The sequence below is a fragment of the Burkholderia arboris genome (assembly GCF_902499125.1).
Classification (GTDB): Bacteria; Pseudomonadota; Gammaproteobacteria; order Burkholderiales; family Burkholderiaceae; genus Burkholderia; species Burkholderia arboris.
This window is the reverse complement of sequence record NZ_CABVPX010000039.1, coordinates 16,030-38,980: the sequence shown is the minus strand read 5'-3', so window position 1 is coordinate 38,980 and position 22,951 is coordinate 16,030. Positions and strand designations below refer to the sequence as shown.

Below are 22,951 nucleotides of genomic sequence, written 5' to 3'. Positions count from 1 at the left end.
TGGCGTTTCAAGCCCCCGCTTTCACCGGCCGGCCGTGCCAGCGCAGCACGAGGTAGCGGCCACCGAAACACAGCACGCCCGACACGCCGATCGTCACGCCCATCGCGAACGGCGTGCCGTCCGCGAGTGCGCCGATCGCGACGCTCGCGAGCGCGCCGAGCGCGAGCTGCATCGCGCCGAACACGGCGGCCGACGCGCCCGCGTTGTGCGGATAGCGGTGCATGAGGTCGGTCGTGCAGTTCGCGGACAGGATCCCAACCACGCCGACGACGAAGAACAGGCACACGACGATCGACCACAGCCCGCCCCACCCGGTCAGCGCGACGAACGCCACCGCGAGCGACGCGATGGCGCTCACGAGCGATGCGGCCGCGATGATGCGCAGCGAGCCGATGCGGCCGACGAGGCGCGTGTTCGCGAAGTTGCCGATCATGATCCCGACGACGTTCAGGCCGAACAGCAGCCCGTAGTGCTGCGGCGATACGTGGAAATACTCGATGTACACGAACGGCGTCGCCGTGATGTACGAGAACATGGCCGCGAACGCCATCCCGCCGCACAGCATGTGCCCCCACGCGACGGGGTCCGACAGGATGCGCCCGTACGACGCGAACGACGCGAGCACGGCCGTGCTCTTGCGCCGCTCCTTCGGCCAGGTTTCGGGCACGCGCAGGTAGGCAGTCGCCGCGCAGATCGCGCCGAACACGGCCAGCACGACGAACACGCCGCGCCAGCCCGAAAAGCGCAGGATCTGGCCGCCGATCAGCGGCGCGAGCAGCGGCCCGACCGCGGTGACGATCGCGACCATCGACAGCACCTTCGCCGCGTCGCTCGGCTCATGCGCGTCGCGTGCGATCGCGCGCGCGAGCACCGACGCGGCGCCGGCGCCGAGCGCCTGCAGGAAACGCACGACGATCAGCATGTCGATCGAGCCCGACACGAAGCAGCCGATGCTCGCGAGCGTGAACAGCGCGATGCCGCCGAGCAGCACGGGGCGGCGGCCCCACGTATCGGACAGCGGGCCGTACAGCAGCATGCCGACCGAGAAGCCGGCCATGAAGCTCGTCAGCGTGCGCTGCGCGGCGCCGGGGCTGACGGAAAAACCGTCGGCGATCGACGGCAGGCTCGGCAGGTACATGTCGGTGGCGATCGGCCCGCAGGCCGCGAGCGCGCCGAGCAACAGGATCAGCCGGGCATCGGGCCGGCGCCGGACGACGTGAGACATGGGTATCCGGAATGGAGCCCGCGCGCATCGGGGCGCGCGTGGCGGTGAAGACGGGAGGCCGCGCCGCAAGCGGTGCGTTCAGGCCCATGATTGTACGCGCAACTTGTTTGCGCGCCTTGGGCCGCGTGCGGCGGCACGCCGCGAAACTCCGGCGCAACGCATGTGCCGCGCGGGATTGCGGGCGGATTCGATTAAGCTTGCGGCTTCCCGCCCTTCTCGTCTGATCAATTCGACGTACGACCGAACCGATGACCGCCTTCCTGCTGATCTGGAGCCCCAAGAAATGGCCGTGGCCCGAGCTGCCCGACGTCGCCGCGCGCGTGAAGGCGGGCGAGGCCGTGCATGACGTGTGGGGCTGCGGCTTCGCGCGCAGCATCCTGCCGGGCGACCGCGTGTTCCTGCACCGCGTCGCGAAGGAGCCCAAGGGCGTGTTCGGCTCCGGCTACGTGACGCGCGCGCCGTACGAGGTGCCCGATCCGTCGACGAAGCGCGGCTACCGGCTGTGCATCGACTTCGTCTACGACTGGCTGGTCGACGCGCACCAGGAGGTCGTGATCGCGCGCGACGCGCTGCGCGTCCACCCGTATTCGGTACAGACCTGGGATGCGCAGACGTCCGGCACGTCGATCAAGCCGATGGTCGAAGGTCCGCTCGAGAAACGCTGGGCCGAGCTGACCGGCAAGCGCAAGCCGCCGCGCTAGCCGGGCCGGGTGCCGGACCGAATCCGGCCCTCGTTTCCGGTCGATGCCGCTCCCCACGCGCCGAAAGGCCGCACAAGCGCTGACGGGCCCGCCGCGCGCGTCTCCGGTACAATCAGACGATCGTTCCGCCCAGGCGCCGCGGCCCGTGCACAGGCCCCCGCGCCCTTCTCTCGCAGGTTTCGCTCATGTCCAACAATCAGATCCTCTTCGAACGCGCCCAGAAGACCATTCCCGGCGGCGTCAACTCGCCGGTGCGCGCATTCCGTTCGGTCGGCGGCACGCCGCGCTTCGTCGCACGCGCGCAAGGCCCGTATTTCTGGGATGCCGACGGCAAGCAGTACATCGACTACATCGGCTCGTGGGGCCCGATGATCGTCGGCCACGTCCATCCGGAAGTGCTGTCGGCCGTGCAGAACGTGCTCGCCGACGGCTTCTCGTTCGGCGCGCCGACCGAAGCCGAGATCGAGATCGCCGAGGAAATCTGCAAGCTCGTGCCGTCGATCGAGCAGGTGCGGATGGTGTCGAGCGGCACCGAGGCCACGATGAGCGCGCTGCGTCTCGCGCGCGGCTTCACGGGCCGCAGCCGCATCGTCAAGTTCGAGGGCTGCTACCACGGCCACGCGGACAGCCTGCTGGTCAAGGCCGGCTCGGGCCTGCTGACGTTCGGCAACCCGACGTCGGCCGGCGTGCCCGCCGACATCGCGAAACACACGACCGTCCTCGAGTACAACAACGTCGCCGCGCTCGAGGAAGCCTTCGGCGCGTTCGGCGACGAGATTGCCGCGGTGATCGTCGAGCCCGTCGCGGGCAACATGAACCTCGTGCGCGGCACGCCCGAATTCCTGAACGCGCTGCGCGCGCTGTGCACGAAGCACGGCGCCGTGCTGATCTTCGACGAAGTGATGTGCGGTTTCCGCGTCGCGCTCGGCGGCGCGCAGGCGTACTACGGGATCACGGCCGACCTCACCTGCCTCGGCAAGGTGATCGGCGGCGGGATGCCGGCCGCTGCATTCGGCGGCCGCCGCGACATCATGGCCCACCTCGCGCCGCTCGGCGGCGTGTATCAGGCCGGCACGCTGTCGGGCAACCCGATCGCGGTCGCCGCGGGCCTGAAGACGCTGCAGCTGATCCAGGCGCCGGGCTTCTACGACGCGCTCACCGCGCAGACGAAGCGGCTCGCCGACGGCCTCGCGGCGGAAGCGCGCGCGGCCGGCGTGCCGTTCGCGGCCGACTCGATCGGCGCGATGTTCGGCCTCTACTTCGCCGAGCGCGTGCCGACCAGCTTCGCCGAAGTCACGAAGAGCGACACCGAGCGCTTCAACCGCTTCTTCCACCTGATGCTCGACGAGGGCGTGTACTTCGCACCGTCGGCCTACGAGGCCGGTTTCGTGTCGAGCACGCACGACGACGCGGTGATCGACGCGACGCTCGCGGCCGCGCGCCGCGCGTTCGCGGCACTCGCCGCCTGATCCGGGGCCGCGCGCATGTTCTCGGATATCGATTTCGCCCACATGGAGCGCGCGCTTGCGCTCGCGGCGCGCGGCATGTACACGACGGCGCCGAATCCGCGCGTCGGCTGCGTGATCGTCAAGGACGGCGACGTGATCGGCGAAGGCTTCACGCAGCCGGCCGGCCAGGATCACGCGGAAGTGCAGGCGCTGAAGGATGCACGCTCGCGCGGCTACGACGTCGCGGGTTCGACCGTCTACGTGACGCTCGAGCCGTGCAGCCATTTCGGCCGCACGCCGCCGTGCGCGAACGCGCTGATCGAAGCGCGCGTCGCGAAGGTCGTCGCCGCGATGGAAGACCCGAACCCGCAGGTGTCGGGGCGCGGCCTCGGGATGCTGCGCGACGCGGGCATCGACGTGCGCTGCGGGCTGCTCGCGCATGAAGCCGGCGAGCTGAACATCGGTTTCGTGTCGCGGATGACGCGCGGCCGCCCGTGGGTGCGGATGAAGACGGCCGCATCGCTCGACGGCCGCACCGCGCTGCCGTCCGGCGAAAGCCAGTGGATCACCGGCGAGGCCGCGCGCCTCGACGGGCATGCGTGGCGCGCCCGCGCGTGCGCGATCCTCACCGGCATCGGCACCGTGCGCGAGGACAATCCGTTGCTGACGGTGCGCGGCATCGACACGCCGCGCCAGCCGCAACGCATCCTGGTGGACAGCCGCCTCGACCTGCCGCTTGACGCGCGGCTGCTCGAAGGTGCCCCGCTGCTGATCTTCTGCGGACGGCTCGACGCCGGCGGTGAAATGCGTGCGAACGTGCTGAAGTCGCGCGGCGCGGAAATCGTGCCGCTCGCGAATGCGCACGGCAAGGTCGACCTGCCCGCGATGCTGGCGGCACTCGGCGCGCGCGGCGTCAACGAGCTGCACGTCGAGGCCGGCCACAAGCTGAACGGCTCGCTGCTGCGCGAACGGTGCGTCGACGAATTGCTGGTCTACCTCGCACCGAGCCTGCTGGGCGCCGATGCGGCCGGCATGTTCGACCTCGCCGCGCCGGCGAATCTCGATGCCCGCACGCGACTGTCGTTCCACGGGTTCGAGCGGATCGGCGACGACCTGCGGATCCTCGCGCGGTTCACGCCGCCCGACACCCCACACTGAACGGAATCGTCACGATGTTCACCGGAATCGTCGCGGCCGTCGGCCGCATCGAATCGATCGAGCCGCTCGGCACGTCGGCCGATGCAGGCGTGCGCCTGACCGTGCAGGCGGGCGGGCTCGATCTCGCCGATGTCGCGCTCGGCGACAGCATCGCGATCCAGGGCGCGTGCATGACGGTGATCGAGAAGCGCGACACCGCGTTCGACGTCGACGTGTCGCGCGAAAGCCTGAACCGCACGGTCGGCCTCGCGCAGCCCGGCGAAGTGAACCTCGAGAAGGCGCTGCGCGCGCACGACCGTCTTGGCGGGCACATCGTGTCGGGCCACGTCGACGGCCTCGGCACCGTGTCGCGCTTCGCGCCGGTCGGCGAATCGCACGAACTGCGCATCGTCGCGCCGCGCGAGCTTGGCCGCTATCTCGCGTACAAGGGGTCGATCACGGTCAACGGCGTGAGCCTGACCGTCAACACGATCGACGATCGCGCGGACGGCTGCGAATTCTCGATCAACCTGATTCCGCATACGGTCGAGGTCACGACGCTGCGCCACGTGAAGGCCGGCGACAAGGTGAATCTCGAAGTCGACATGATCGCGCGCTATGTCGAACGGATGCTGTCGTCGTCGCAGGGCGCGCATCAGGACTGATCGCAGCGACGGCTGACGGCTCGATATCCGGGTATCGGCAGTCGCCGCTTTTCTTCATCCTGCCCGCATCGCCCGCGGTGTTCCGCCGGCGATCAGGCATCCGCCCCTTCTCCGCCCGCCCGCGCCAGAATCGTGTCGAGCAGTTGCCGGACATGCTCGCGTGCCGCGCGCTCGGCGCCATCCGCATCGCGTTTCGCGATCATGTCGAACGCCTGCCGGTGTTCGGCGACATTCCCGCCCAGCCGCGTCCAGTCGTCCATCGGGCTCGCACCGCCCGCACACATCGTCTGCACCTGCGCGTACAGCGCCCTGAGCGACGTCTCGATCGTCGCGTTGCGCGCGGTGGCGAGCAGCCCATGGTGGAAGTCGAGATTCGCGACGCGGTAGGCATCGCCGTCGCGCGCGTCGACCGCGCGCGCCTGCCGCACCAGCGCTTCGTCCAGCATCGCGCGATCGTCGGGCGTCAGGCGTTGCGCCGCCAGACGCGCCGCCATGCCTTCGAGCGCTTCCCGCGCCTCGAAGATGGCCACGATCCGCGCGCGATCGAACGCGATCACGAACACGCCCTGGCGCGGCACGACCTGCAGCAGCCCCTCGGCTTCCAGGCGCGAGACCGCCGCCCACACGGGCGAGCGGCTGATGCCGAGATCGCGCGACAGCGCTTCGATGCTGATCTTCTCGCCCGCCGCGAAGCGCGCTTCGTCGACCAGCATCTCCCGGATCGCACCGTACGCGTCGCGCCCCAGCGTCGTCCGTTCGAGCGTGGCGCGCGTCATGCCGGCCTCCGGCGACGCGCAATGTGAAGCCCTTTGCCGACCGGCACGATCGTCGTGTCGAACTCGCGCGTAGCGTCGACCGCGGCGAGATAGCCGGCGATCTCGTCCGGATGGGACAGCGCGTTGTCCGCGACGAGCAGCGCGTCGGCGGTCAGCTTCGGCAACAGGTGCGCCAGTTGCTGCGGCGCGCTCACGCGATCGGCGTCGAAGAACACGCAGTCGAACGGGCCCGTCACGGCCGCGCAGACCTGCGTCGCCTCGCCTTCGATCACCTGCGCCCAGTCCTGCAGCGACGCCGCGCGCAGGTTGCCCCTCGCCTGCTCGGCCTTCTCCGGCGAAAACTCGACGGTGACGAGCGGCTGCCCGTCCGTTTCGCGCAGGGCATGCGCAAGCCAGATCGCGCTGTAGCCGTTGGACGTGCCGATCTCGAGCACGCGCCGTCGCCGCGCGCCGGTGACGAGCAGGTACAGCAGCTCGGCTGTGGGCAGCTCGAGATTGAGCATCTTGCGGCTGCGGTCGGCCATCTGCGCATCGTTTTCCTGGCCGAAGGACGCCAGCCGGGCAAGGACGGCCGACGCGGCGCTGTCGAGTTCGATCATGCGGGTCTCCATTGCTTCATATTTCGTGTTTCGTGTTTCATGATACGACGATTTTCGGATCGATGCCCGGTGTCCGGGAGGACCGCCGTTCCGGCGTGATTGAAACCGCTCCGGCCCGGCTGGCGGCCGTTTGCTCTAACGATTCCCGGCCGAATGGCCAACGACGCGCACGGGTCATGCCGTCGCGCTAAGATGCATCGACGGCGGTTTCAACGCCACAACGCACGACGCGCCGCGCACCGGCCGCCCCTCTTCCCACAGGAGTCGTTCCCATGTCCATCTCGATGCACCAGGCTTCGCTGCCCGTCCTGATCCGCGGCCTGACCAACCTGCAGCACATCCTCGGCAAGGCGCAAGCGCACGCGGCCGAGAAGCAGATCGATCCGTCGGTGTTCATCGGTGCACGCCTCTACCCGGACATGCTGCCGCTCGTCCGGCAGGTCTACATTGCGACCGACACGGCGAAGGGCTGCGCCGCGCGGCTCGCCGGCGCCGAGATCCCGAGCTACCCGGACGTCGAGCAAACCTTCGACGAACTGCATGCGCGCATCCAGAAGACGATCGATTACCTGAAGAGCTTCGACGCCGCACAGATCGACGGCAGCGAGGCGCGCCAGATCGTGCTGAAGATGCGCGTCGGCCCGATCGAATTCACGGGCCAGTCGTACCTGCTGAATTTCGTGCTGCCCAACTTCTTCTTCCACGTGACGACCGCCTACGACATCCTGCGCCACAGCGGCGTCGAACTCGGCAAGCTCGACTACCTCGGCGGGCGCGACCAGCACGCGTGACGCGCGGCCGGGAAACGCCCGGCCCGCAACCGTCCGCACCCGCGTGCCGGCCACGCGCGGCGGGCCGCCGGGCCTGCCGCGCAGGCCGCCCGCAACGCTTTCCGGCGTGCTTGCCCGACGTGCGCGGTCCGCGCCAGTCGAAACGCCGCCCGGCTGGCGTAAAATACGCACTTTCCTCTTTCTCGCCCCCTTATGACGCTCGCCTCCACGCTCGACATCATCGCCGAGCTGAAAGCCGGCCGGATGGTGATCCTGGTCGACGAAGAAGACCGCGAAAACGAGGGCGACCTCGTGATCGCCGCCGAATTCGTCACGCCGGAAGCGATCAACTTCATGGCCAAGTACGGCCGCGGCCTGGTTTGTCTGACGTTGACGCAGGAGCGCTGCAAGCAGTTGCACCTGCCGCTGATGACCTACCGCAACGGCACGCAGTACGGCACCGCGTTCACGGTCAGCATCGAAGCGGCCGAAGGCGTGACGACCGGCATCTCGGCCGCCGACCGCGCGCACACGATCGCCACGGCGGTCGCTCACGACGTGCGCCCCGAGCACATCGTGCAGCCAGGCCACGTGTTCCCGATCATGGCGCAACCGGGCGGCGTGCTCGTGCGCGCGGGCCACACCGAAGCCGGCTGCGACTTCACCGCGCTCGCGGGCCTCACGCCGGCCGCGGTGATCTGCGAGATCATCAAGGACGACGGCACGATGGCGCGCCTGCCGGACCTGATCGAATTCGCGAAGGAACACAACCTGAAGATCGGCACGATCGCCGACCTGATCCAGTACCGCAGCCGCACCGAATCGATCATCGAGCGGATCGCCGAGCGCACGATGCAGACCGCGCACGGCACGTTCCGCGCGGTGCTGTACCGCGACCAGCCGAGCGGCTCGCCGCACATCGCGCTGGTGCGCGGCGCACCGTCGCCCGACGTCGATACGCCGGTGCGCGTGCACGAGCCGCTGTCGGTGCTCGACTTGCTCGAGACGAGCGTGTCGACGCACTCGTGGACGCTCGACGCCGCCATGCGCGAGATCGCGGAGCGCGACCTCGGCGTAATCGTGCTGCTCAACTGCGGCGACACGAAGGAACACCTGATCGACGTCTTCAAGGCGTTCGACGAGGAAGAAAAGGCTGCTGCGCTCAAGCGCCGGCCGGTCGATTTCAAGACGTTCGGCATCGGCGCGCAGATCCTGCGCGATGTCGGCGTCAGCAAGATGCAGGTGCTGTCGAATCCGCGCAAGCTGGGCAGCATGTCCGGCTACGGCCTCGAAGTCACGGGCTTCATTCCGATGCCCGGCGGCGAAGCCAAGTCCTGCCCGGCGTCCAACGCGTAACCCGCCACGGCGCTTTCGCCCTATAACCGTTCATCCACACCACGGACCAGATCATGGAAATCGGACAATACCAACCGAATCTCGAAGGCGACGGCCTGCGTATCGGCATCGTGCAATCGCGTTTCAACGAGCCCGTGTGCAACGGCCTCGCCGACGCGTGCGTCGAAGAACTGGAACGCCTCGGCGTCACCGGTGAAGACGTGCTGCTCGTGTCGGTGCCCGGCGCGCTGGAAATCCCGCTCGCGCTGCAGAAGCTCGCCGAAAGCGGCCAGTTCGACGCGCTGATCGCGCTCGGCGCGGTGATCCGCGGCGAGACCTACCACTTCGAACTCGTGTCGAACGAAAGCGGCGCGGGCATCACCCGCATCGGCCTCGACTTCAACCTGCCGATCGCGAACGCGGTCCTCACGACCGAAAACGACGAGCAGGCCGTCGCGCGCATGACCGAAAAGGGTCGTGACGCCGCACGCGTCGCCGTCGAGATGGCCAACCTGACGATGGCCCTCGACCAGCTCGGCGATGACGACGAGGACGAAGAGGAAGACGAAGACGACGAAGAGGAGCGCGCATGAAGAAGAGCGCCCGCCGACAATCGCGCGAGCTGGCGACGCAAGGCCTCTACCAGTGGCTGCTGTCGAACGCGTCCTCCGGCGAGATCGACGCGCAACTGCGCGGCGCGCTCGGTTACGACAAGGCTGACAAGGAGCTGCTCGACGCGATCCTGCACGGCGTGATCCGCGAGCACGCCACGCTCGTCGAAGCGCTGACACCGTCGCTGGACCGTCCGATCGACCAGCTGTCTCCGGTCGAACGCGCAGTGCTGCTGATCGCGACGTTCGAGCTCACGCACCATGTCGAAACGCCGTACCGCGTGATCATCAACGAAGCTGTCGAACTCGCGAAAACGTTCGGCGGCTCCGACGGCTACAAGTACGTGAACGGCGTGCTCGACAAGCTCGCCGCGAAGCTGCGCCCTGCAGAAACGCAGGCACGCCGCAACGGCTGACACCGTTTGTTTGTCCACGGGCGCGCGAGCGCCCGTTTTTCATTCTTCCTCTCCCCCGCCCTGCCCGCCGATGAATACCACCGCCGATTCGCTCGTCACGCTCGCCGCACGCGTCGACGCGATCCAGCCCTTCCATGTGATGGAACTGATGAAGGAGGCACAGCGGCTCGAGTCGTTGGGGCGCGATGTTATCCACATGGGCATCGGCGAGCCGGATTTCACCGCGCCGGAGCCGGTCGTCGAAGCCGCCGCGGCCGCGCTGCGCCGCGGCGTCACGCAGTACACGAGCGCACTCGGCATTGCCCCGCTGCGCGAGGCGATCGCCGCGCACTATGCACGCGCGTATGGCCTCACGATCAGCCCGGAGCGGATCGTCGTGACGGCCGGCGCGTCGGCCGCGCTGCTGCTCGCGTGCCTCGCACTCGTCGGTCGTGACGACGAAGTGCTGATGCCCGACCCGTCGTACCCGTGCAACCGGCATTTCGTCGCGGCGGCCGAAGGCCGCGCGGTGCTCGTGCCGAGCGGCCCTGACGCGCGCTTCCAGCTCACCGAGGACGACGTCCGCACGCACTGGAACGACCGCACGCGCGGCGTGCTGCTCGCGTCGCCGTCGAACCCGACCGGCACGTCGCTCGAACCGGACGAACTGAAACGGATCGTCGAAGCGGTGCGCGCCCGCGGCGGCTTCACGATCGTCGACGAGATCTACCAGGGGCTCAGCTACGATGCGGCGCCCGTATCGGCGCTGTCATTCGGCGATGACGTCATCACCGTGAACAGCTTCTCGAAATATTTCAGCATGACGGGCTGGCGGCTCGGCTGGCTCGTCGTGCCGCCCGCGCTGGTCGGCACGTTCGAAAAACTGTCGCAGAACCTGTTCATCTGCCCGTCCGCGCTCGCGCAGCACGCAGCACTCGCGTGCTTCGAACCGGCCACGCTCGAACTCTACGAAGCGCGCCGCCTCGAATTCAAGCGCCGCCGCGATTTCATCGCGCCGGCGCTCGAACGGCTCGGCTTCAGAGTGCCCGTGATGCCGGACGGCGCGTTCTATGTATATGCGCATTGCGGTGGCGTCGCCCATCCGGCAGCCGGCGACAGCGCCGCGCTCACGCAGGCGATGCTGCATGACGCCGGCGTCGTGCTGGTGCCCGGCATGGACTTCGGCGTCCATGCGCCGCGCGACTATATCCGCCTGTCGTATGCAACGGCGTACTCGCGGCTCGAAGAGGCGGTCGACCGGCTCGCGACCCTGTTCGGGCAGCACTGACGCCGCGGCCGGCACACCGGCCGTTTCACACGCCGCAAAAAGAAAAGGCACCCGGATCGGGTGCCTTTTTCATTGCCTGCCGGCCAGAGCCGGGCGGCACGCGGAATGTTACGCGCCGAGCTCCGAATGAACGCCGTGCGACTGCTTCGCGGTATCGACGCTCGCGTCGTCCTGCGGTGCGGTTTCCTTCGGCGCTGCCGCCTTGACCGACGTCGCGCCGTCGAGCGTCGCATGCACGCGCTTCGCGCCGCCTGCCGCGCCCGTCACGGCCGCCGTGACGATCGGCTTCGCCGGCTGCGCCGGCGCCTGCGGCGCGTTGACCGGCACGCTGCGGCCGTGCGACACGTCGCGCAGCCGGCCACGTTCGGCCATCACCTTCGAGCCGTATGCGGTGTCGTCGGGATTCGTCGAACCGTTGTACAGGCGCAGGCCGTTCGCCAGCGAGCCGCCGCGCGCGATGCAGTCTTTCAGCACGAGTGCGCCGACCTGCAGGTTCGCGAGCGGTTGCAGCGCGGTGTCGGTGCCGCCGAAATACTCGAACTTGTCGGAATGGACCTTCGACATGACCTGCATCAGGCCCTTCGCGCCAACGCCGCTTTCGGCATACGGATTGAAGCCCGATTCGATCGCCATCACGGACAGCAGCAGCAGCGGATCGAGTCCGACATCACGGCCGGTCTGGAACGCAGCCTTGACGAGCTGGCCGAGCGGCTCCTGCGCGACGCGGTAACGGCGCGACAGATAGGTCGCGACGAGCGCCTGTTCGCGGTTCGATGCGAGCGCACGATCGTCGCGCGCATCGGCCGCCACCCGCTGGGTCGGAATCAGTTTGGCCAGTGCGACCGGCGACGGGCCGTTGCGGGCCGGATCCGACGCATCGCCTTGGGCACCCTGTGCGGCGGCTTCCGGTGCGACATCGAGGCCGACCGCAAGCGCGTCCGTTTCAGGCGTCTCTTCCTGCTGCGGCTGCGCACCGGCAGGCGCGAAGTTCGGCAGCGGATGACCGGACAGCAAACGGGCTGGCCCGGCCTGCACGGCCGCGGATACGACCGGCATCAGCTTCGCGGCAAGCGTGCCGCGGACGGTTGGCAGCAGCCACAGTGCAAGCGCAACCGCGACAGCGAAACAGCCGACAACGCTGAATAGATGGTGACTGACACGCGTCCCGCGACGCAGCATGTTGCGCACGATCTGCGCATGCTGCTCATTGGGACGCCACGATAACCAAGCGTTCATTCAGATCATCTCCCATGAACATGACTCGTGCGGCTCGCTCAGCTCGATGGCGAGACAGAAAACGCGCCGCGGAATCACGACGCCGCACGCCTTGGTTGGGACGCGCAAGCATCGGGGAAACGGTATAAGTACCGTTCGAGGCCACGGTGTAAGAGGGCCGGCGCCTTCGCACACTGGGCGAGGCGGGCATACGCGGTGGCACCCACGCAAAAAACCAGCGTCTGGTAGCGCTGGCGAGGACTACGACTAAGGCCGTCGGATACGCCGTGCAGGATTCGGCGGACGGTGACGCGCTGCGTCAAAGATCGGTGATTGGCGGCTCGAAGCCTTTTACCCTGCAGCCAATGTGAGCGGATTCTAGCAGGGTTTTATAGATCGTCAACACTATAAAACTACGAAATTATAACAAAAAGTAATTTAAGAACGGTCTTCAGATCGCAAGTCCCGTGCCGTAGGGGGTTTGCGCGCGGTCGACTTTTTTCTCCGCCGGGCGGCCGCACGGCGGCCCGGGTAGAATCGTCGGTCAATTCGGGGCCGCAGCCGGCCGCTGCGCCCGCCCATCGCTGCCCGCTACGCGGGTGGCCCGGACCTTCTTCATGAAATACAAAGACTTACGCGATTTCATCCAGCGCCTCGAGGCGCTCGGCGAACTGCGGCGCGTCACGCAACCCGTGTCGCCCGTGCTCGAAATGACCGAGCTGTGCGACCGCATGCTGCGCGCCGGCGGCCCTGCGCTGCTGTTCAACGCGCCGCCCGGCCATGCGTTTCCGGTGCTCGGCAACCTGTTCGGTACGCCGCGCCGCGTCGCGCTCGGGATGGGCGTCGACGCGGGCGACGACGCCGCGCTCGATTCGCTGCGCGATCTCGGGCGGCTGCTGTCCGCGCTGAAAGAACCCGATCCGCCGAAGAGCCTGAAGGACGCCGGCAAGCTGCTGTCGCTCGCGAAGGCCGTGTGGGACATGGCGCCCAAGTCGGTGTCGTCGCCACCGTGCCAGGAGATCGTCTGGGAAGGCAACGACGTCGACCTGAACAAGCTGCCGATCCAGACCTGCTGGCCCGGCGACGCGGGGCCGCTCGTCACGTGGGGCCTGACGGTCACGCGCGGGCCGAACAAGTCGCGCCAGAATCTCGGCATCTACCGCCAGCAGCTGATCGGCCGCAACAAGCTGATCATGCGCTGGCTCGCGCATCGCGGCGGCGCCCTCGACTTCCGCGAGTTCGCGCTGCAGAACCCCGGCAAGCCGTATCCGGTCGCGGTCGTGCTCGGCGCCGATCCCGCCACGACGCTCGGCGCGGTGACGCCCGTGCCCGATTCGCTGTCCGAATACCAGTTCGCCGGCCTGCTGCGCGGCAGCCGCACGGAGCTCGCGAAGTGCCTGACGCCCGGCGTCGACACGCTGCAGGTGCCCGCGCGCGCGGAGATCGTGCTCGAAGGCTTCATTTACCCGCAGGAAGGCACGCCTGCCCCCGCTCCGGCCGGCGCCCCGCCGCGGCCGGCCGGCAATGCGTCGGCCGCCTACGAGCACGCGCTCGAAGGGCCGTACGGCGACCACACCGGCTACTACAACGAGCAGGAGTGGTTCCCGGTGTTCACCGTCGAGCGCATCACGATGCGCCGCGACGCGATCTACCACTCGACCTACACGGGCAAGCCGCCCGACGAGCCGGCCGTGCTCGGCGTCGCGCTCAACGAAGTATTCGTGCCGCTGCTGCAGAAGCAGTTCTCCGAGATCACCGACTTCTATCTGCCGCCCGAAGGCTGCAGCTACCGGATGGCGATCGTCCAGATGAAGAAGAGCTACGCAGGCCACGCGAAGCGCGTGATGTTCGGCGTGTGGAGCTTCCTGCGGCAGTTCATGTATACGAAGTTCATCGTGGTCGTCGACGAGGACGTGAACATCCGCGACTGGAAGGAAGTGATCTGGGCGATCACGACGCGTGTCGACCCCGTGCGCGACACGGTGATGGTCGACAGCACGCCGATCGACTATCTCGACTTCGCATCGCCGGTGGCCGGACTCGGCTCGAAGATGGGGCTCGACGCGACCAACAAGTGGCCCGGCGAGACGAATCGCGAATGGGGCCGCCCGATCGAGATGGATGCGGCCGTGAAGGCGCGCGTCGACCGGCTCTGGCAGGAGATCGGCCTCTGAAGCCACGCGGCCGGCACGCGCCGGCCCGTGCCGCGCAATTGCCACAAGCACGACGAAGATGAGCTTTCCGCCCGCCTCCATGCTGTCCGACGGTTTCTTCCTGTCGCTGTCGCTCTGTCTCGACATCGGCCTCGTGAACGTCGCGATGCTGTCGCTGACGCTGTCGCACGGCTTCCGGCCGGGCTTCTGGCTCGGCGTCGGCTCGTGCGTCGGCGATCTCGTCTACGCGGCCCTCGCGCTCGCGGGGATGGCCGTGCTGCTGCAGTTCGAGCCGGTGCGCTGGATCGTGTGGATCGGCGGCGGCGCGGTGCTGCTGTTTCTCACGTGGAAGATGGCGCGCGAAGCGCTGGCGCCGGCCCGCGCGGCCGACGACGATGCGGACGACGCCCCGCAGCCGCGGGCAAGCGCGCGGCGCAGCTTCCTGCGCGGAATGCTGCTCGCGATGTCGTCGCCGAGCGCGATCCTGTGGTTCGCGGCGGTCGGCGGCGCACTGATCGCGAAGGCCGGCGCGACGACGCCGGTCACCGCGTCGGTGTTCCTGTCGGGCTTCTTTCTCGGCGGCCTCGCCTGGACGCTCTTCATGTGCACGCTCGCGAGCCAGGGCCGCAAGCGCGCGGGCGCCGGGTTGATGCGCGCGTGCCATATCGCGTCGGCGCTGCTGTTCGCGTATTTCTCGTATAGCGTGATCGTCGGCGGCTACCGCGACCTGATCGTGCACGCGGTGTAAGCGAAGCCGGCCCGCACGGGCCGCGCAGCAAGCGGCAGCCCCAAAAGAAAAACGGCGCAGCGCCCCTCGCGGGACGATGCGCCGTTTTGCCACGCGCGGTCAGGCCGCGCGGGACGAATCAGCGACGCCAGTAGCCGTGATGGCCCCAGCCGCCGTAACCATGTCGCCAGTACGGGCGACCGTAGTAACCACCACCGTAGCCGCCGACGACCACGGCGGGCGGCGGCGCATAGTAGGCCGGCGCCGGCGCGTAGTAGACGGGCGGAGGCGGCGGCGCGTAGTACACGGGCGGCGGCGGTGCATAGACGGGGTACGCGGGTGCGACCGGGATACCGATGCCGACCCCGATCGACACGTGAGCCTGCGCGGCGCTTGCGGCACCCAGGCCCAGCGCGGCGGCGGCGATGAACGGAATGAGCTTTTTCACTTCGATTCTCCTGCTGGAGCGGTATTTTAGGCGCTCCTGTCGGCAACGGCGGGCATGCACGTCGCATGGAAGCAATGTAGCGAAAACCCGCCCCTCGCGTATCGTGCATTTGTTGCAAATTGCAATTGCACGCGGCTGGAGCCGCCTTGCGGCGCGGCGTCCGGAACCGGCCGCGCCCCTTGCCGGTCGCGCGATTCCGTCCGACGACTCGGGTTGCAACATCAAGGCCGGTCAGTCTTACCGGATACGGCGCGCACAGCGGGCTCGCGTACGTAATGAACGATTACAAATTTGAGACAAGATGCCGACATTTCAAGCGGGATATGCGCACGCGCTATTTCGGGGTCGGATTCCACGATCGTGATCCGGCCGTGACGCCGGACACCGATCCGCACGGAGAGCGGGCCGCACGTCGGTAATGAATACCTGCGGCGTACGGCGACCACCCTTCCACGACCCAACCGACATTCCTGCGATACTGGCGGTTGCTTCGTTTTTGCTTACGTGCGCTGCCATGTCCCTTCCCGACACACCCCGCCTCGGCTTCATCGGCGCCGGCCGCCTCGCACGCTGTGTCGCGCAGCGCTTCGCGCAGGCCGGCTTCCCCGTCGCGGCAATCGCGAGCCGCACGCCTGCGTCGGCCGCCGGCCTTGCCGCGCGCATCGACGGCTGCCAGGCAGTCGACACGCCGCAGCAGGTTGTCGATGCGGCCGACCTGATCTTCCTGACGGTGCCCGACGACCATCTCGCCCCGACCGCCGCGGCGCTCCGCTTCGACGCGGCGCGCGCCGCCGGCCAGGCGGTCGTTCATTGCAGCGGCGCATCGGCGGTCGCGCTGCTCGATCCGGCGAAGCAGCAAGGCGCGGCCACCGGCGGCTTCCATCCGCTGTACCTGTTCGGCGGCACCGACGCCGACCTCGCGCGCATCGACGGCTGCTCGGTCACGATCGAAGCGGACGGTGCACTGCACGCGACGCTGCTGCGACTTGCTGCCGCGCTCGGCTGTCATCCGCTGTCGATTCCGGCCGGTGGCCGGATGCTCTATCACGCGGCCGCACACTACGCGGCGAGCTTCGCGCTGTGCGGGCTGTCGGAAGCGGTCGAGCTGTGGCGCGGCCTCGGCTTCGACGAGGACGCCGCGCTGCGCGCGCTGCTGCCGATGCTCGCCGGCACGATCGAGACCGCGCGCGACAAGGGGCTCGCGAATGCACTGTCCGGCCCGGTGTCGCGCGGCGATACGGGCATCGTCGAACGCCAGCTCGCGCTGCTCGAAGCGCGCGGCGGCGATCACGCGGCGCTGTATGCACTGCTGACACGCCGCGCGGTCGCGCTCGCGGCGAAGCGCGCCACGCCGCCGGCGTCGTTGCCGGCGCTGGCCGAAGCCGTCGAAACGTCGCTCGCGCGCGCGGCCGCGCACCCCTCCCCGTCGCAAGACGAGGCGTGATAAGGTGTCGGCCGATGCGCCGCCAACCGGCGTTGGCGGCCGCGCGCTACTGACTGTATAAAAAGGATGCCAACGATGTTCGGCGAGATCGCCCGTTTTCTGCTCAATACCGTCTTCACGCTGTTCGGCGCCGCGCTGATCCTGCGCGTCTGGATGCAGGCCGTCCGCGTGCCGCCGTACAACCCCGTCACGCAGGCCGTGCTGCAGGCGACCAACTGGCTCGTGCTGCCGCTGCGCCGCGTGATCCCGGGCGTACGCGGCATCGACTGGGCCAGCGTCGCCGCCGCGCTGCTCACCGCGCTCGTGTACGTCGTGCTGATGGTCGTGATGGCCGGCTTCGATCCGGCCGCGGTGATCGCGACGCTCGTCGTGGTCGCGCTGCTCACCGTCGTGAAGTGGGCGCTCAATCTCGTCATCTGGATGACGATCCTGATGGCGCTGCTGTCGTGGCTCAATCCGCGCTCGCCGGCGATGCCGATCCTCTTCCAGCTCACCGCACCGTTCCTGAACCCGCTGCGCCGGGTGATCCCGAACCTCGGCGGCATCGACCTGTCGCCGATCCTGCTGTTCGTGATCGTGCAGGTCCTGCTGATGATCGTCACGCGCGCTGCCGTGTCGCTGACGATGTTCGGTATCTGATTCGGCTCCGCTACGCCGCCGGCCCCGGTGCCGGCGGTGCGCCGAGCGTATCGATCACGCCGAACTGCGCCGGCATCATCGCGTAGCACACGCGCACCTTCTCGTGCGACAGCCGCTCGAGCAACCGCCGCGCTTCGTCCTCGGTGACGATGAATTCGACCTCGATCGCGAGCGATCCCTGCAGTTCGAAGAAGCGGTCCTCGTGCAGCACCCGATGCTGGCCGAAACCGGCCATCGCGCGAAACGCGGACCCGCCCGCGACGCCCATCCGGCTCGCCTCCTCCAGCAACCATTCCCACAGCGGCTTCCAGTGCAGCCGGTGCTGCTCGTGCACATAGAAGCGCAAGAAGACCCTGTCCATCGCACCCTCCGGTGGCGGCACGCTCAGGCCGCCGCGAGCCACGCGCGCGCGGTCCACATGCCGAGCGCCGTGAGCGCGAACGATCCAGTCAAGTGTAGGGCAGCCACCGCAAACGCCCATCCGAATTCGCCCTCGAGCGCATGCGTCATCACTTCGACCGAATAGGTCGAGAACGTCGTGAGGCCACCGAGGAAGCCCGTGATCACGAACAATCGCCACTCGGGCGGCAACCCGACGCGCGCCGTGAACACGACGGCGGCCACGCCGATCACGTAGCCGCCGATCAGGTTCGACGCGAGCGTGCCAAGCGGCACGGCCGGAAAGAATTCGTTGAGCGCGAGGCTCAGGAACCAGCGCAGCAACGCGCCGAGCCCCGCGCCGACGAAGATCGCGACGATCGAATAGAACAAGGACACCCCTCATTGATGCCGCTGCGCGGCGGGCGCGGCTTACGCTGAACTGTATGCGGAATCGCGCGACGGCGGCAATGCCGGCACGCACTCGATCGAACGGCAACCGCGCGATGCGTTTCATTATTTCCACGCGCGCATCGCCGTCGATCATTTCCGAATAATTACATCTGACATTACGAATTGATTTTGAATCGGCTGATTATTTATCGGTTTTTTAAAATCGAGAATGCGATTCGCCCCGACACAGGTCAACCCTGCAAAACACCCTTCTCACAAGGGTTACACGTACTTTCCCTTATCAGACATTCCCGTATCCGGCCGATATTCGATTCAATCGACTCCACCGATTTCGTAAAATTGATTCGCCACGCTATTCCATCGACATGGAGACTCGAAAAATGAACAATATCCGCCCGTCATCCATGTTGATTCCGGCGCTGTGCGCGTCGTTGCTCGCATCGACTGTCGCGCTCGCCGACGGCAACGGGCCACCCTCCTACGTCGAGGGCAACCGCGCGCCGAAAGGATTCGCCCGCCCGCCGTTCCACACGAAGCAGCGCGCGAGCACGGCCACGATCGCCGGCCTCACGCCCGCGCTCACGCGACACGCGTACGGATTCGATTCGATCGCCAACCAGGGCGACGGGATGACCGTCGCGATCGTCGACGCGTACGACGACCCGAAGATCGAGTCCGATCTCGGCGTGTTCAGCAACGCATTGTCGCTGCCGGCCTGCACGTCGTCGAACGGCTGTTTCACCAAGGTGTACGCACACGGCGCGCGGCCGAAGACCGATTCGGGCTGGTCGCTCGAGATGTCGCTCGACGTCGAATGGGTGCACGCGATCGCGCCGAAGGCGAAGATCGTGCTGGTCGAGGCCGCTTCGGCCAGCTTCAGCGACCTGCTGGCCGCGGTCGACGTCGCGGTCAAGCGCGGCGCGTCGGTCGTGTCGATGAGTTTCGGCGGCAGCGAATTCAGCACCGAGACCGGCTTCGACAGCCACTTCAACGTCGCGGGCGTCACCTTCGTCGCGTCGTCCGGCGACAGCGGCACCGGGACCGAGTACCCGGCCGCGTCGCCTTACGTGGTGTCGGTCGGCGGCACAACGCTGTCGTCCGATTCGGCCGGCAACTATGTCGGCGAAGCGGCATGGAGCGGCAGCGGCGGCGGCGTGAGCACGACCGAGGCCGAGCCGGCCGGCCAGACCGCCTGGCCGATTCCGGTGGCCGGCAAGCGCGGCGTGCCCGACGTCAGCTACGACGCGAGTCCGTCCAGCGGTTTCGCGGTGTACGACTCGGTCACCTATCAGGGGCAGGCCGGCTGGTTCCAGGTCGGCGGCACGAGCGCGGGCGCGCCGCAATGGTCGGCGCTCGTCGCGATCGCGAACTCGCTGCGCACGGCGGCCGGCAAGAAGTCGTTGAGCGGCACCTACGACGCGCTCTATACGGTCGGCAAAAACGCATACGGCAGCGACTTTCACGACGTGACGACCGGGTCGAACGGCAATTGCGGCAGCATCTGCAACGCTGCGGGCGGCTACGACTACGTGACGGGGCTCGGTTCGCCCGTCGCGTCGGCGCTCGTGCAGGCGCTCGTCGCCCGTCCGTAACCTGGCGTTTGCCGCCTGCAGGCCCGTGGCGCGGGACTCAGCCGCCGCGCCACGCGCGATCGAGCGCGGTCAACGTCACGAGCGCGCTCCCCTTCAGCCCGATCACGTCCGAACGGCGCGCATGCGCTTCGCGTGCGTTGATGCGGATCACGTCCGCACCGAGCCGTTCGCTCAGCAGGCGTACGGTCGGAATCGCGGTGCCCGCGCCGATCTCGACCACGGCGACGCGCCCGGCCTGCGCGATCCAGTCTTCCAGCGCGCGTTCCTGCGCGTCATAGCGCTCGCCGAGCCAGCCGGTGTCGCCGAACATCAGGATGTTCGGCCGCGCGAGGCCGCCGCAGTGCGGGCAGCACGGCATGTCGCCGACCAGGCGGCACGTGGCTTCATCGACATCGGGCACGAACGGCGCCGCATCCCACGTGTCGTCCGAGCACGGCCGCAGGCACTGCAGCGCATGAATCGACCCGTGGATCTCGACGATGCGCGCCGGATCGAAGCCGGCTTTCTGGAACTGGCCGTCGACGTTGCTCGTCAGCACGAAGCCGCCGTTCGGCATCGCGTCGATCCAGCGGCGCAGGATCGCGAAACCCGCATGCGGCACCGTCGCGCGGTAGAGCGCGAGACGGTGCCCATAGAACCCCCACGCAAGCGGCGCACACGCACGGAATGCATGCGGCGACGCAATCTCGTGGAATTCGAAACGCGCGTGGCGCAGCGCCGGATACGCGCGCCAGAAGCCGTCGGACCCGCGAAAATCGGGCAACCCGGAATCGACGCCGATACCCGCGCCGGCCGTCACGAGCAATGCGTCGGCGCGCGCGAGCGCGTCGACGGCGGATGCGACGAGATCGACGGGCAGTGGCACGTCGGTGGCGTCGGTGGCGTCGGTGGCGTCGGTGGAATCGGCGGGATCGGCGGGATCGGCGGGATCGGAGAACGGCATGATGGGGCGGCGGTAGCGTCGAACGGTGCGCGAGTGGCGTCGCGATCATACGCCCGTTCGGGCGCCGCGCCGCATGCGCGATGCAGCGGCACGACGCCGTGCTCGTCCGGTCATCTGCCATGCAGACAAGCGGCCGATACAGCAACGCGGCCTGCGGTGCGCCGGCCCGGCGCCGCCCTTCCTGGTCAGCTATCCGGATCGTCCTGCGCGACCGGAATCTCGTCGGCCGTGAAATAGACCGGTTTGCCGAGCTGCCGCGCCAGACCGACGTCCATGTCGGCCCCGCGCGACGCGCCCTCGATACGCAGCACCGCATCGCAGCGGCGCAGCAACCGGTGTGCGGCCGGATACAGGAACGCCTCGCCGATCGCGTCGCCGACCTGTGTCGACCCGGCCGCGGCCGCGAGCGGCAGCGACACCCACTCGCCGATCATCGGCACGTGCCCGCGCCGATACACGGCCAGCGCCGCCGCTTCCAGCCGGTGCAGGTTCGCGGCGATGCGCGCGGGGTCGCCGTCGGTGCCGCTGCGATAGGGGCCGGCGACCAGCACGAGCCGCGGCGTCATGCGGCGCGCGCGCCGGCGGTTTCCCGCAGCGCGACGTACTGCAGCAGCATGATCGTCTTCGCATCGACGATCTCGCCGCGCTCGACCGCATCCAGCGCGGCCCGCAGCGGCATCTCGACGACCTCGAGATCCTCGCCCTCTTCCGCGACGCCGCCGCCGTCGCCGGTGCGCAGCGACGCATCGTATTCGCCGACGAAGAAATGCAGCTTCTCCGTGACGGAACCCGGGCTCATGAACGCCTCGAACACCTTGCGCACGCCGCGCACGCGATAGCCGGTCTCCTCCTCGGCCTCCGCACGGATGCGCACTTCGGGGGTCTCATCGTCGAGCAGGCCGGCCGCCGCTTCGAGCAGCATGCCGTCGTGCCCGCTCACGAACGCCGGCATCCGGAACTGCCGCGTCAGCAACACGTCGCCCGTGCCGGCATTGCGCAACAGGATCGTCGCGCCGTTGCCGCGATCGTAGGTCTCGCGGCTCAGGCGCTGCCACGTTCCGTCGCGGCGCAGGAAATCGAAGGTCACCTTCTTCAGCACATACCAGTCATCGGACAGCACCGTCGTATCGACGATGCGCACCCGGTCACGCGTTGCAGCCATTGCAGCCTCCCGTTCGACAAAAGACGGCGCCCATGGTAACGTGCAGATTCGTGCAATTTCAAGAATTTTCGTGCAACCACGATGCTGACGACCCAACGCAAGAAGGCGATCCTCGATGCGCTCGCACGCGACGGCCAGGTACTGGCCGTCGAGCTGAGCGCGCAATTCGGCGTGTCCGAGGACACGGTGCGTCGCGACCTGCGCGAACTCGCGGCCGAAGGTCTGCTGCAGCGCGTGCATGGCGGCGCGCTGCCGGCGTCGCCGGCCGTCGCGCCGTTCGCGCAGCGCGAGGCGCTCGAGACGGCGGAAAAGCGGCGCATCGCGCGGCGCGCGGCGGAGATGATCGCGCCCGGCCAGGTGGCGATCGTCGACGGCGGCACGACCTCGGCACTGCTCGTCAGCCAGCTGCCGGCCGACCTGCGCGCGACGATCGTCACGCACAGCCCGAGCGTCGCGGTCGCGCTGGCCGCGCATCCGTCGATCGACGTGATCCTGATCGGCGGGCGGCTGTACAAGCATTCGATCGTCGCGGTCGGCGCGGCGGCGATGGAAGGCATCGCGCGCATTCATGCGGACCTGTACTTCATGGGCGTCACGGGCGTCCATCCGGTCGCCGGGTTGAGCACCGGCGACTTCGAGGAAGCGGCGATCAAGCGCGCGCTGGCCGAACGCGCGGCCGAGACGGTCGTGCTCGCGTCGCAATCGAAACTGCGCGCGGCGTCGCAGTTCGTGATCGGCGAGATCACGCTCGCGCAGACGATCGTCGTCGAGAAGGAAACCGAAGCCGCGCTGACGAAGCCGATCGAGGCGGCAGGCGTGACGGTCGTGCGCGCCTAGCGCGTCGAACCGGTTGCGGGTGTCGTCGCGCCGGCGCCCAGCCCATGTC

General features: G+C 68.3%; 25 protein-coding genes. 15 read left to right on the top strand and 10 right to left on the bottom strand.

Annotation, left to right across the window (positions count from 1 at the left end; translation table 11 throughout):
* Positions 1 to 7: 7 nt before the first annotated feature.
* Complete coding sequence (locus BLA15945_RS32840; RefSeq protein ID WP_059235637.1) at positions 8 to 1,225, bottom strand: Bcr/CflA family multidrug efflux MFS transporter; 1,218 nt, start codon at positions 1,223 to 1,225, stop codon at positions 8 to 10.
* Positions 1,226 to 1,473: 248 nt separating this feature from the next.
* Between BLA15945_RS32840 and BLA15945_RS32835 the strand changes: the two genes are divergently transcribed.
* From BLA15945_RS32835 to BLA15945_RS32820, 4 genes are all read left to right on the top strand, one after another.
* A complete protein-coding gene (locus BLA15945_RS32835) occupies positions 1,474 to 1,926 on the top strand; it encodes a hypothetical protein (RefSeq protein ID WP_059235639.1) in 453 nt (150 codons plus the stop codon).
* Between the two features lie 185 nt (positions 1,927 to 2,111).
* Positions 2,112 to 3,395: a glutamate-1-semialdehyde 2,1-aminomutase gene (gene hemL / locus BLA15945_RS32830; protein ID WP_014897811.1), complete on the top strand. Its 1,284-nt coding sequence runs from the start codon at positions 2,112 to 2,114 to the stop codon at positions 3,393 to 3,395.
* A gap of 15 nt (positions 3,396 to 3,410) precedes the next feature.
* Positions 3,411 to 4,532, top strand: a complete 1,122-nt coding sequence (gene ribD, locus BLA15945_RS32825; protein ID WP_174994315.1) for a bifunctional diaminohydroxyphosphoribosylaminopyrimidine deaminase/5-amino-6-(5-phosphoribosylamino)uracil reductase RibD — start codon at positions 3,411 to 3,413, stop codon at positions 4,530 to 4,532.
* A 14-nt stretch (positions 4,533 to 4,546) separates the two neighbouring features.
* The gene (locus BLA15945_RS32820; protein WP_059235644.1) at positions 4,547 to 5,176 is read left to right on the top strand and encodes a riboflavin synthase; all 630 of its coding nucleotides are present in this window, start codon (positions 4,547 to 4,549) and stop codon (positions 5,174 to 5,176) included.
* Between the two features lie 92 nt (positions 5,177 to 5,268).
* Here BLA15945_RS32820 and BLA15945_RS32815 read toward each other — a convergent pair whose 3' ends face one another.
* Positions 5,269 to 5,952 (bottom strand): GntR family transcriptional regulator, encoded by a 684-nt coding sequence (locus BLA15945_RS32815; RefSeq protein ID WP_059235646.1) that lies wholly within the window; start codon positions 5,950 to 5,952, stop codon positions 5,269 to 5,271.
* Positions 5,949 to 6,551 (bottom strand): O-methyltransferase, encoded by a 603-nt coding sequence (locus BLA15945_RS32810; RefSeq protein ID WP_059236867.1) that lies wholly within the window; start codon positions 6,549 to 6,551, stop codon positions 5,949 to 5,951. The genes BLA15945_RS32815 and BLA15945_RS32810 overlap by 4 nt, the downstream gene beginning before the upstream one ends.
* A gap of 272 nt (positions 6,552 to 6,823) precedes the next feature.
* On the opposite strand from BLA15945_RS32810, the gene BLA15945_RS32805 reads away from it, so the two are divergent.
* From BLA15945_RS32805 to BLA15945_RS32785, 5 genes are all read left to right on the top strand, one after another.
* Entirely contained in the window at positions 6,824 to 7,342 is a 519-nt protein-coding gene (locus tag BLA15945_RS32805) for a DUF1993 domain-containing protein (protein WP_059235648.1), read from the top strand.
* A gap of 192 nt (positions 7,343 to 7,534) precedes the next feature.
* Positions 7,535 to 8,677: a bifunctional 3,4-dihydroxy-2-butanone-4-phosphate synthase/GTP cyclohydrolase II gene (gene ribBA, locus BLA15945_RS32800; protein WP_059235650.1), complete on the top strand. Its 1,143-nt coding sequence runs from the start codon at positions 7,535 to 7,537 to the stop codon at positions 8,675 to 8,677.
* A gap of 53 nt (positions 8,678 to 8,730) precedes the next feature.
* The gene (gene ribH, locus BLA15945_RS32795) at positions 8,731 to 9,249 is read left to right on the top strand and encodes a 6,7-dimethyl-8-ribityllumazine synthase (protein ID WP_011351235.1); all 519 of its coding nucleotides are present in this window, start codon (positions 8,731 to 8,733) and stop codon (positions 9,247 to 9,249) included.
* Positions 9,246 to 9,683 carry a transcription antitermination factor NusB gene (gene nusB / locus BLA15945_RS32790; protein WP_021157083.1) on the top strand — a complete coding sequence of 146 codons (438 nt, stop codon included), beginning with the start codon at positions 9,246 to 9,248 and terminating at the stop codon, positions 9,681 to 9,683. Before ribH ends, nusB begins: the two co-directional genes overlap by 4 nt.
* Positions 9,684 to 9,753: 70 nt before the next feature.
* Positions 9,754 to 10,950 carry a pyridoxal phosphate-dependent aminotransferase gene (locus BLA15945_RS32785; protein WP_059235652.1) on the top strand — a complete coding sequence of 399 codons (1,197 nt, stop codon included), beginning with the start codon at positions 9,754 to 9,756 and terminating at the stop codon, positions 10,948 to 10,950.
* 108 nt (positions 10,951 to 11,058) lie between these two features.
* Here BLA15945_RS32785 and BLA15945_RS32780 read toward each other — a convergent pair whose 3' ends face one another.
* Positions 11,059 to 12,186, bottom strand: coding sequence for a transglycosylase SLT domain-containing protein (locus BLA15945_RS32780; protein WP_059235653.1), 1,128 nt, complete (start codon positions 12,184 to 12,186; stop codon positions 11,059 to 11,061).
* Between the two features lie 596 nt (positions 12,187 to 12,782).
* On the opposite strand from BLA15945_RS32780, the gene BLA15945_RS32775 reads away from it, so the two are divergent.
* Together BLA15945_RS32775 and BLA15945_RS32770 are read left to right on the top strand one after the other, a co-directional pair.
* Positions 12,783 to 14,339 (top strand): UbiD family decarboxylase, encoded by a 1,557-nt coding sequence (locus BLA15945_RS32775; protein WP_174994314.1) that lies wholly within the window; start codon positions 12,783 to 12,785, stop codon positions 14,337 to 14,339.
* A 58-nt stretch (positions 14,340 to 14,397) separates the two neighbouring features.
* Complete coding sequence (locus BLA15945_RS32770; RefSeq protein WP_174994313.1) at positions 14,398 to 15,066, top strand: LysE family translocator; 669 nt, start codon at positions 14,398 to 14,400, stop codon at positions 15,064 to 15,066.
* A 118-nt stretch (positions 15,067 to 15,184) separates the two neighbouring features.
* Here BLA15945_RS32770 and BLA15945_RS32765 read toward each other — a convergent pair whose 3' ends face one another.
* Positions 15,185 to 15,493 carry a hypothetical protein gene (locus BLA15945_RS32765; RefSeq protein ID WP_050011620.1) on the bottom strand — a complete coding sequence of 103 codons (309 nt, stop codon included), beginning with the start codon at positions 15,491 to 15,493 and terminating at the stop codon, positions 15,185 to 15,187.
* 514 nt (positions 15,494 to 16,007) lie between these two features.
* Here BLA15945_RS32765 and BLA15945_RS32760 point away from each other — a divergent pair.
* Together BLA15945_RS32760 and BLA15945_RS32755 are read left to right on the top strand one after the other, a co-directional pair.
* Positions 16,008 to 16,937, top strand: a complete 930-nt coding sequence (locus BLA15945_RS32760) for a Rossmann-like and DUF2520 domain-containing protein (RefSeq protein ID WP_059235661.1) — start codon at positions 16,008 to 16,010, stop codon at positions 16,935 to 16,937.
* Between the two features lie 75 nt (positions 16,938 to 17,012).
* Positions 17,013 to 17,576, top strand: a complete 564-nt coding sequence (locus BLA15945_RS32755) for a YggT family protein (protein ID WP_059235663.1) — start codon at positions 17,013 to 17,015, stop codon at positions 17,574 to 17,576.
* A gap of 10 nt (positions 17,577 to 17,586) precedes the next feature.
* Here BLA15945_RS32755 and BLA15945_RS32750 read toward each other — a convergent pair whose 3' ends face one another.
* Positions 17,587 to 17,937 carry a DUF190 domain-containing protein gene (locus BLA15945_RS32750; RefSeq protein ID WP_059236869.1) on the bottom strand — a complete coding sequence of 117 codons (351 nt, stop codon included), beginning with the start codon at positions 17,935 to 17,937 and terminating at the stop codon, positions 17,587 to 17,589.
* 23 nt (positions 17,938 to 17,960) lie between these two features.
* Complete coding sequence (crcB, locus tag BLA15945_RS32745; RefSeq protein ID WP_059235665.1) at positions 17,961 to 18,347, bottom strand: fluoride efflux transporter CrcB; 387 nt, start codon at positions 18,345 to 18,347, stop codon at positions 17,961 to 17,963.
* Positions 18,348 to 18,748: 401 nt separating this feature from the next.
* Here crcB and BLA15945_RS32740 point away from each other — a divergent pair, with 401 nt between their 5' ends.
* Positions 18,749 to 19,960 (top strand): S53 family peptidase, encoded by a 1,212-nt coding sequence (locus BLA15945_RS32740; protein WP_174994312.1) that lies wholly within the window; start codon positions 18,749 to 18,751, stop codon positions 19,958 to 19,960.
* A 37-nt stretch (positions 19,961 to 19,997) separates the two neighbouring features.
* Here the strand turns inward: BLA15945_RS32740 and BLA15945_RS32735 are convergent, their stop codons facing one another.
* From BLA15945_RS32735 to BLA15945_RS32725, 3 genes are all read right to left on the bottom strand, one after another.
* Positions 19,998 to 20,903 (bottom strand): SIR2 family NAD-dependent protein deacylase, encoded by a 906-nt coding sequence (locus BLA15945_RS32735; RefSeq protein ID WP_174994311.1) that lies wholly within the window; start codon positions 20,901 to 20,903, stop codon positions 19,998 to 20,000.
* Between the two features lie 185 nt (positions 20,904 to 21,088).
* Positions 21,089 to 21,469 carry a hypothetical protein gene (locus BLA15945_RS32730; protein ID WP_059235669.1) on the bottom strand — a complete coding sequence of 127 codons (381 nt, stop codon included), beginning with the start codon at positions 21,467 to 21,469 and terminating at the stop codon, positions 21,089 to 21,091.
* Complete coding sequence (locus BLA15945_RS32725; protein ID WP_174994310.1) at positions 21,466 to 22,065, bottom strand: NUDIX domain-containing protein; 600 nt, start codon at positions 22,063 to 22,065, stop codon at positions 21,466 to 21,468. Before BLA15945_RS32725 ends, BLA15945_RS32730 begins: the two co-directional genes overlap by 4 nt.
* Before the next feature lie 81 nt (positions 22,066 to 22,146).
* Here BLA15945_RS32725 and BLA15945_RS32720 point away from each other — a divergent pair, with 81 nt between their 5' ends.
* Positions 22,147 to 22,902 (top strand): DeoR/GlpR family DNA-binding transcription regulator, encoded by a 756-nt coding sequence (locus tag BLA15945_RS32720; RefSeq protein ID WP_059235674.1) that lies wholly within the window; start codon positions 22,147 to 22,149, stop codon positions 22,900 to 22,902.
* Positions 22,903 to 22,951: the final 49 nt, after the last annotated feature.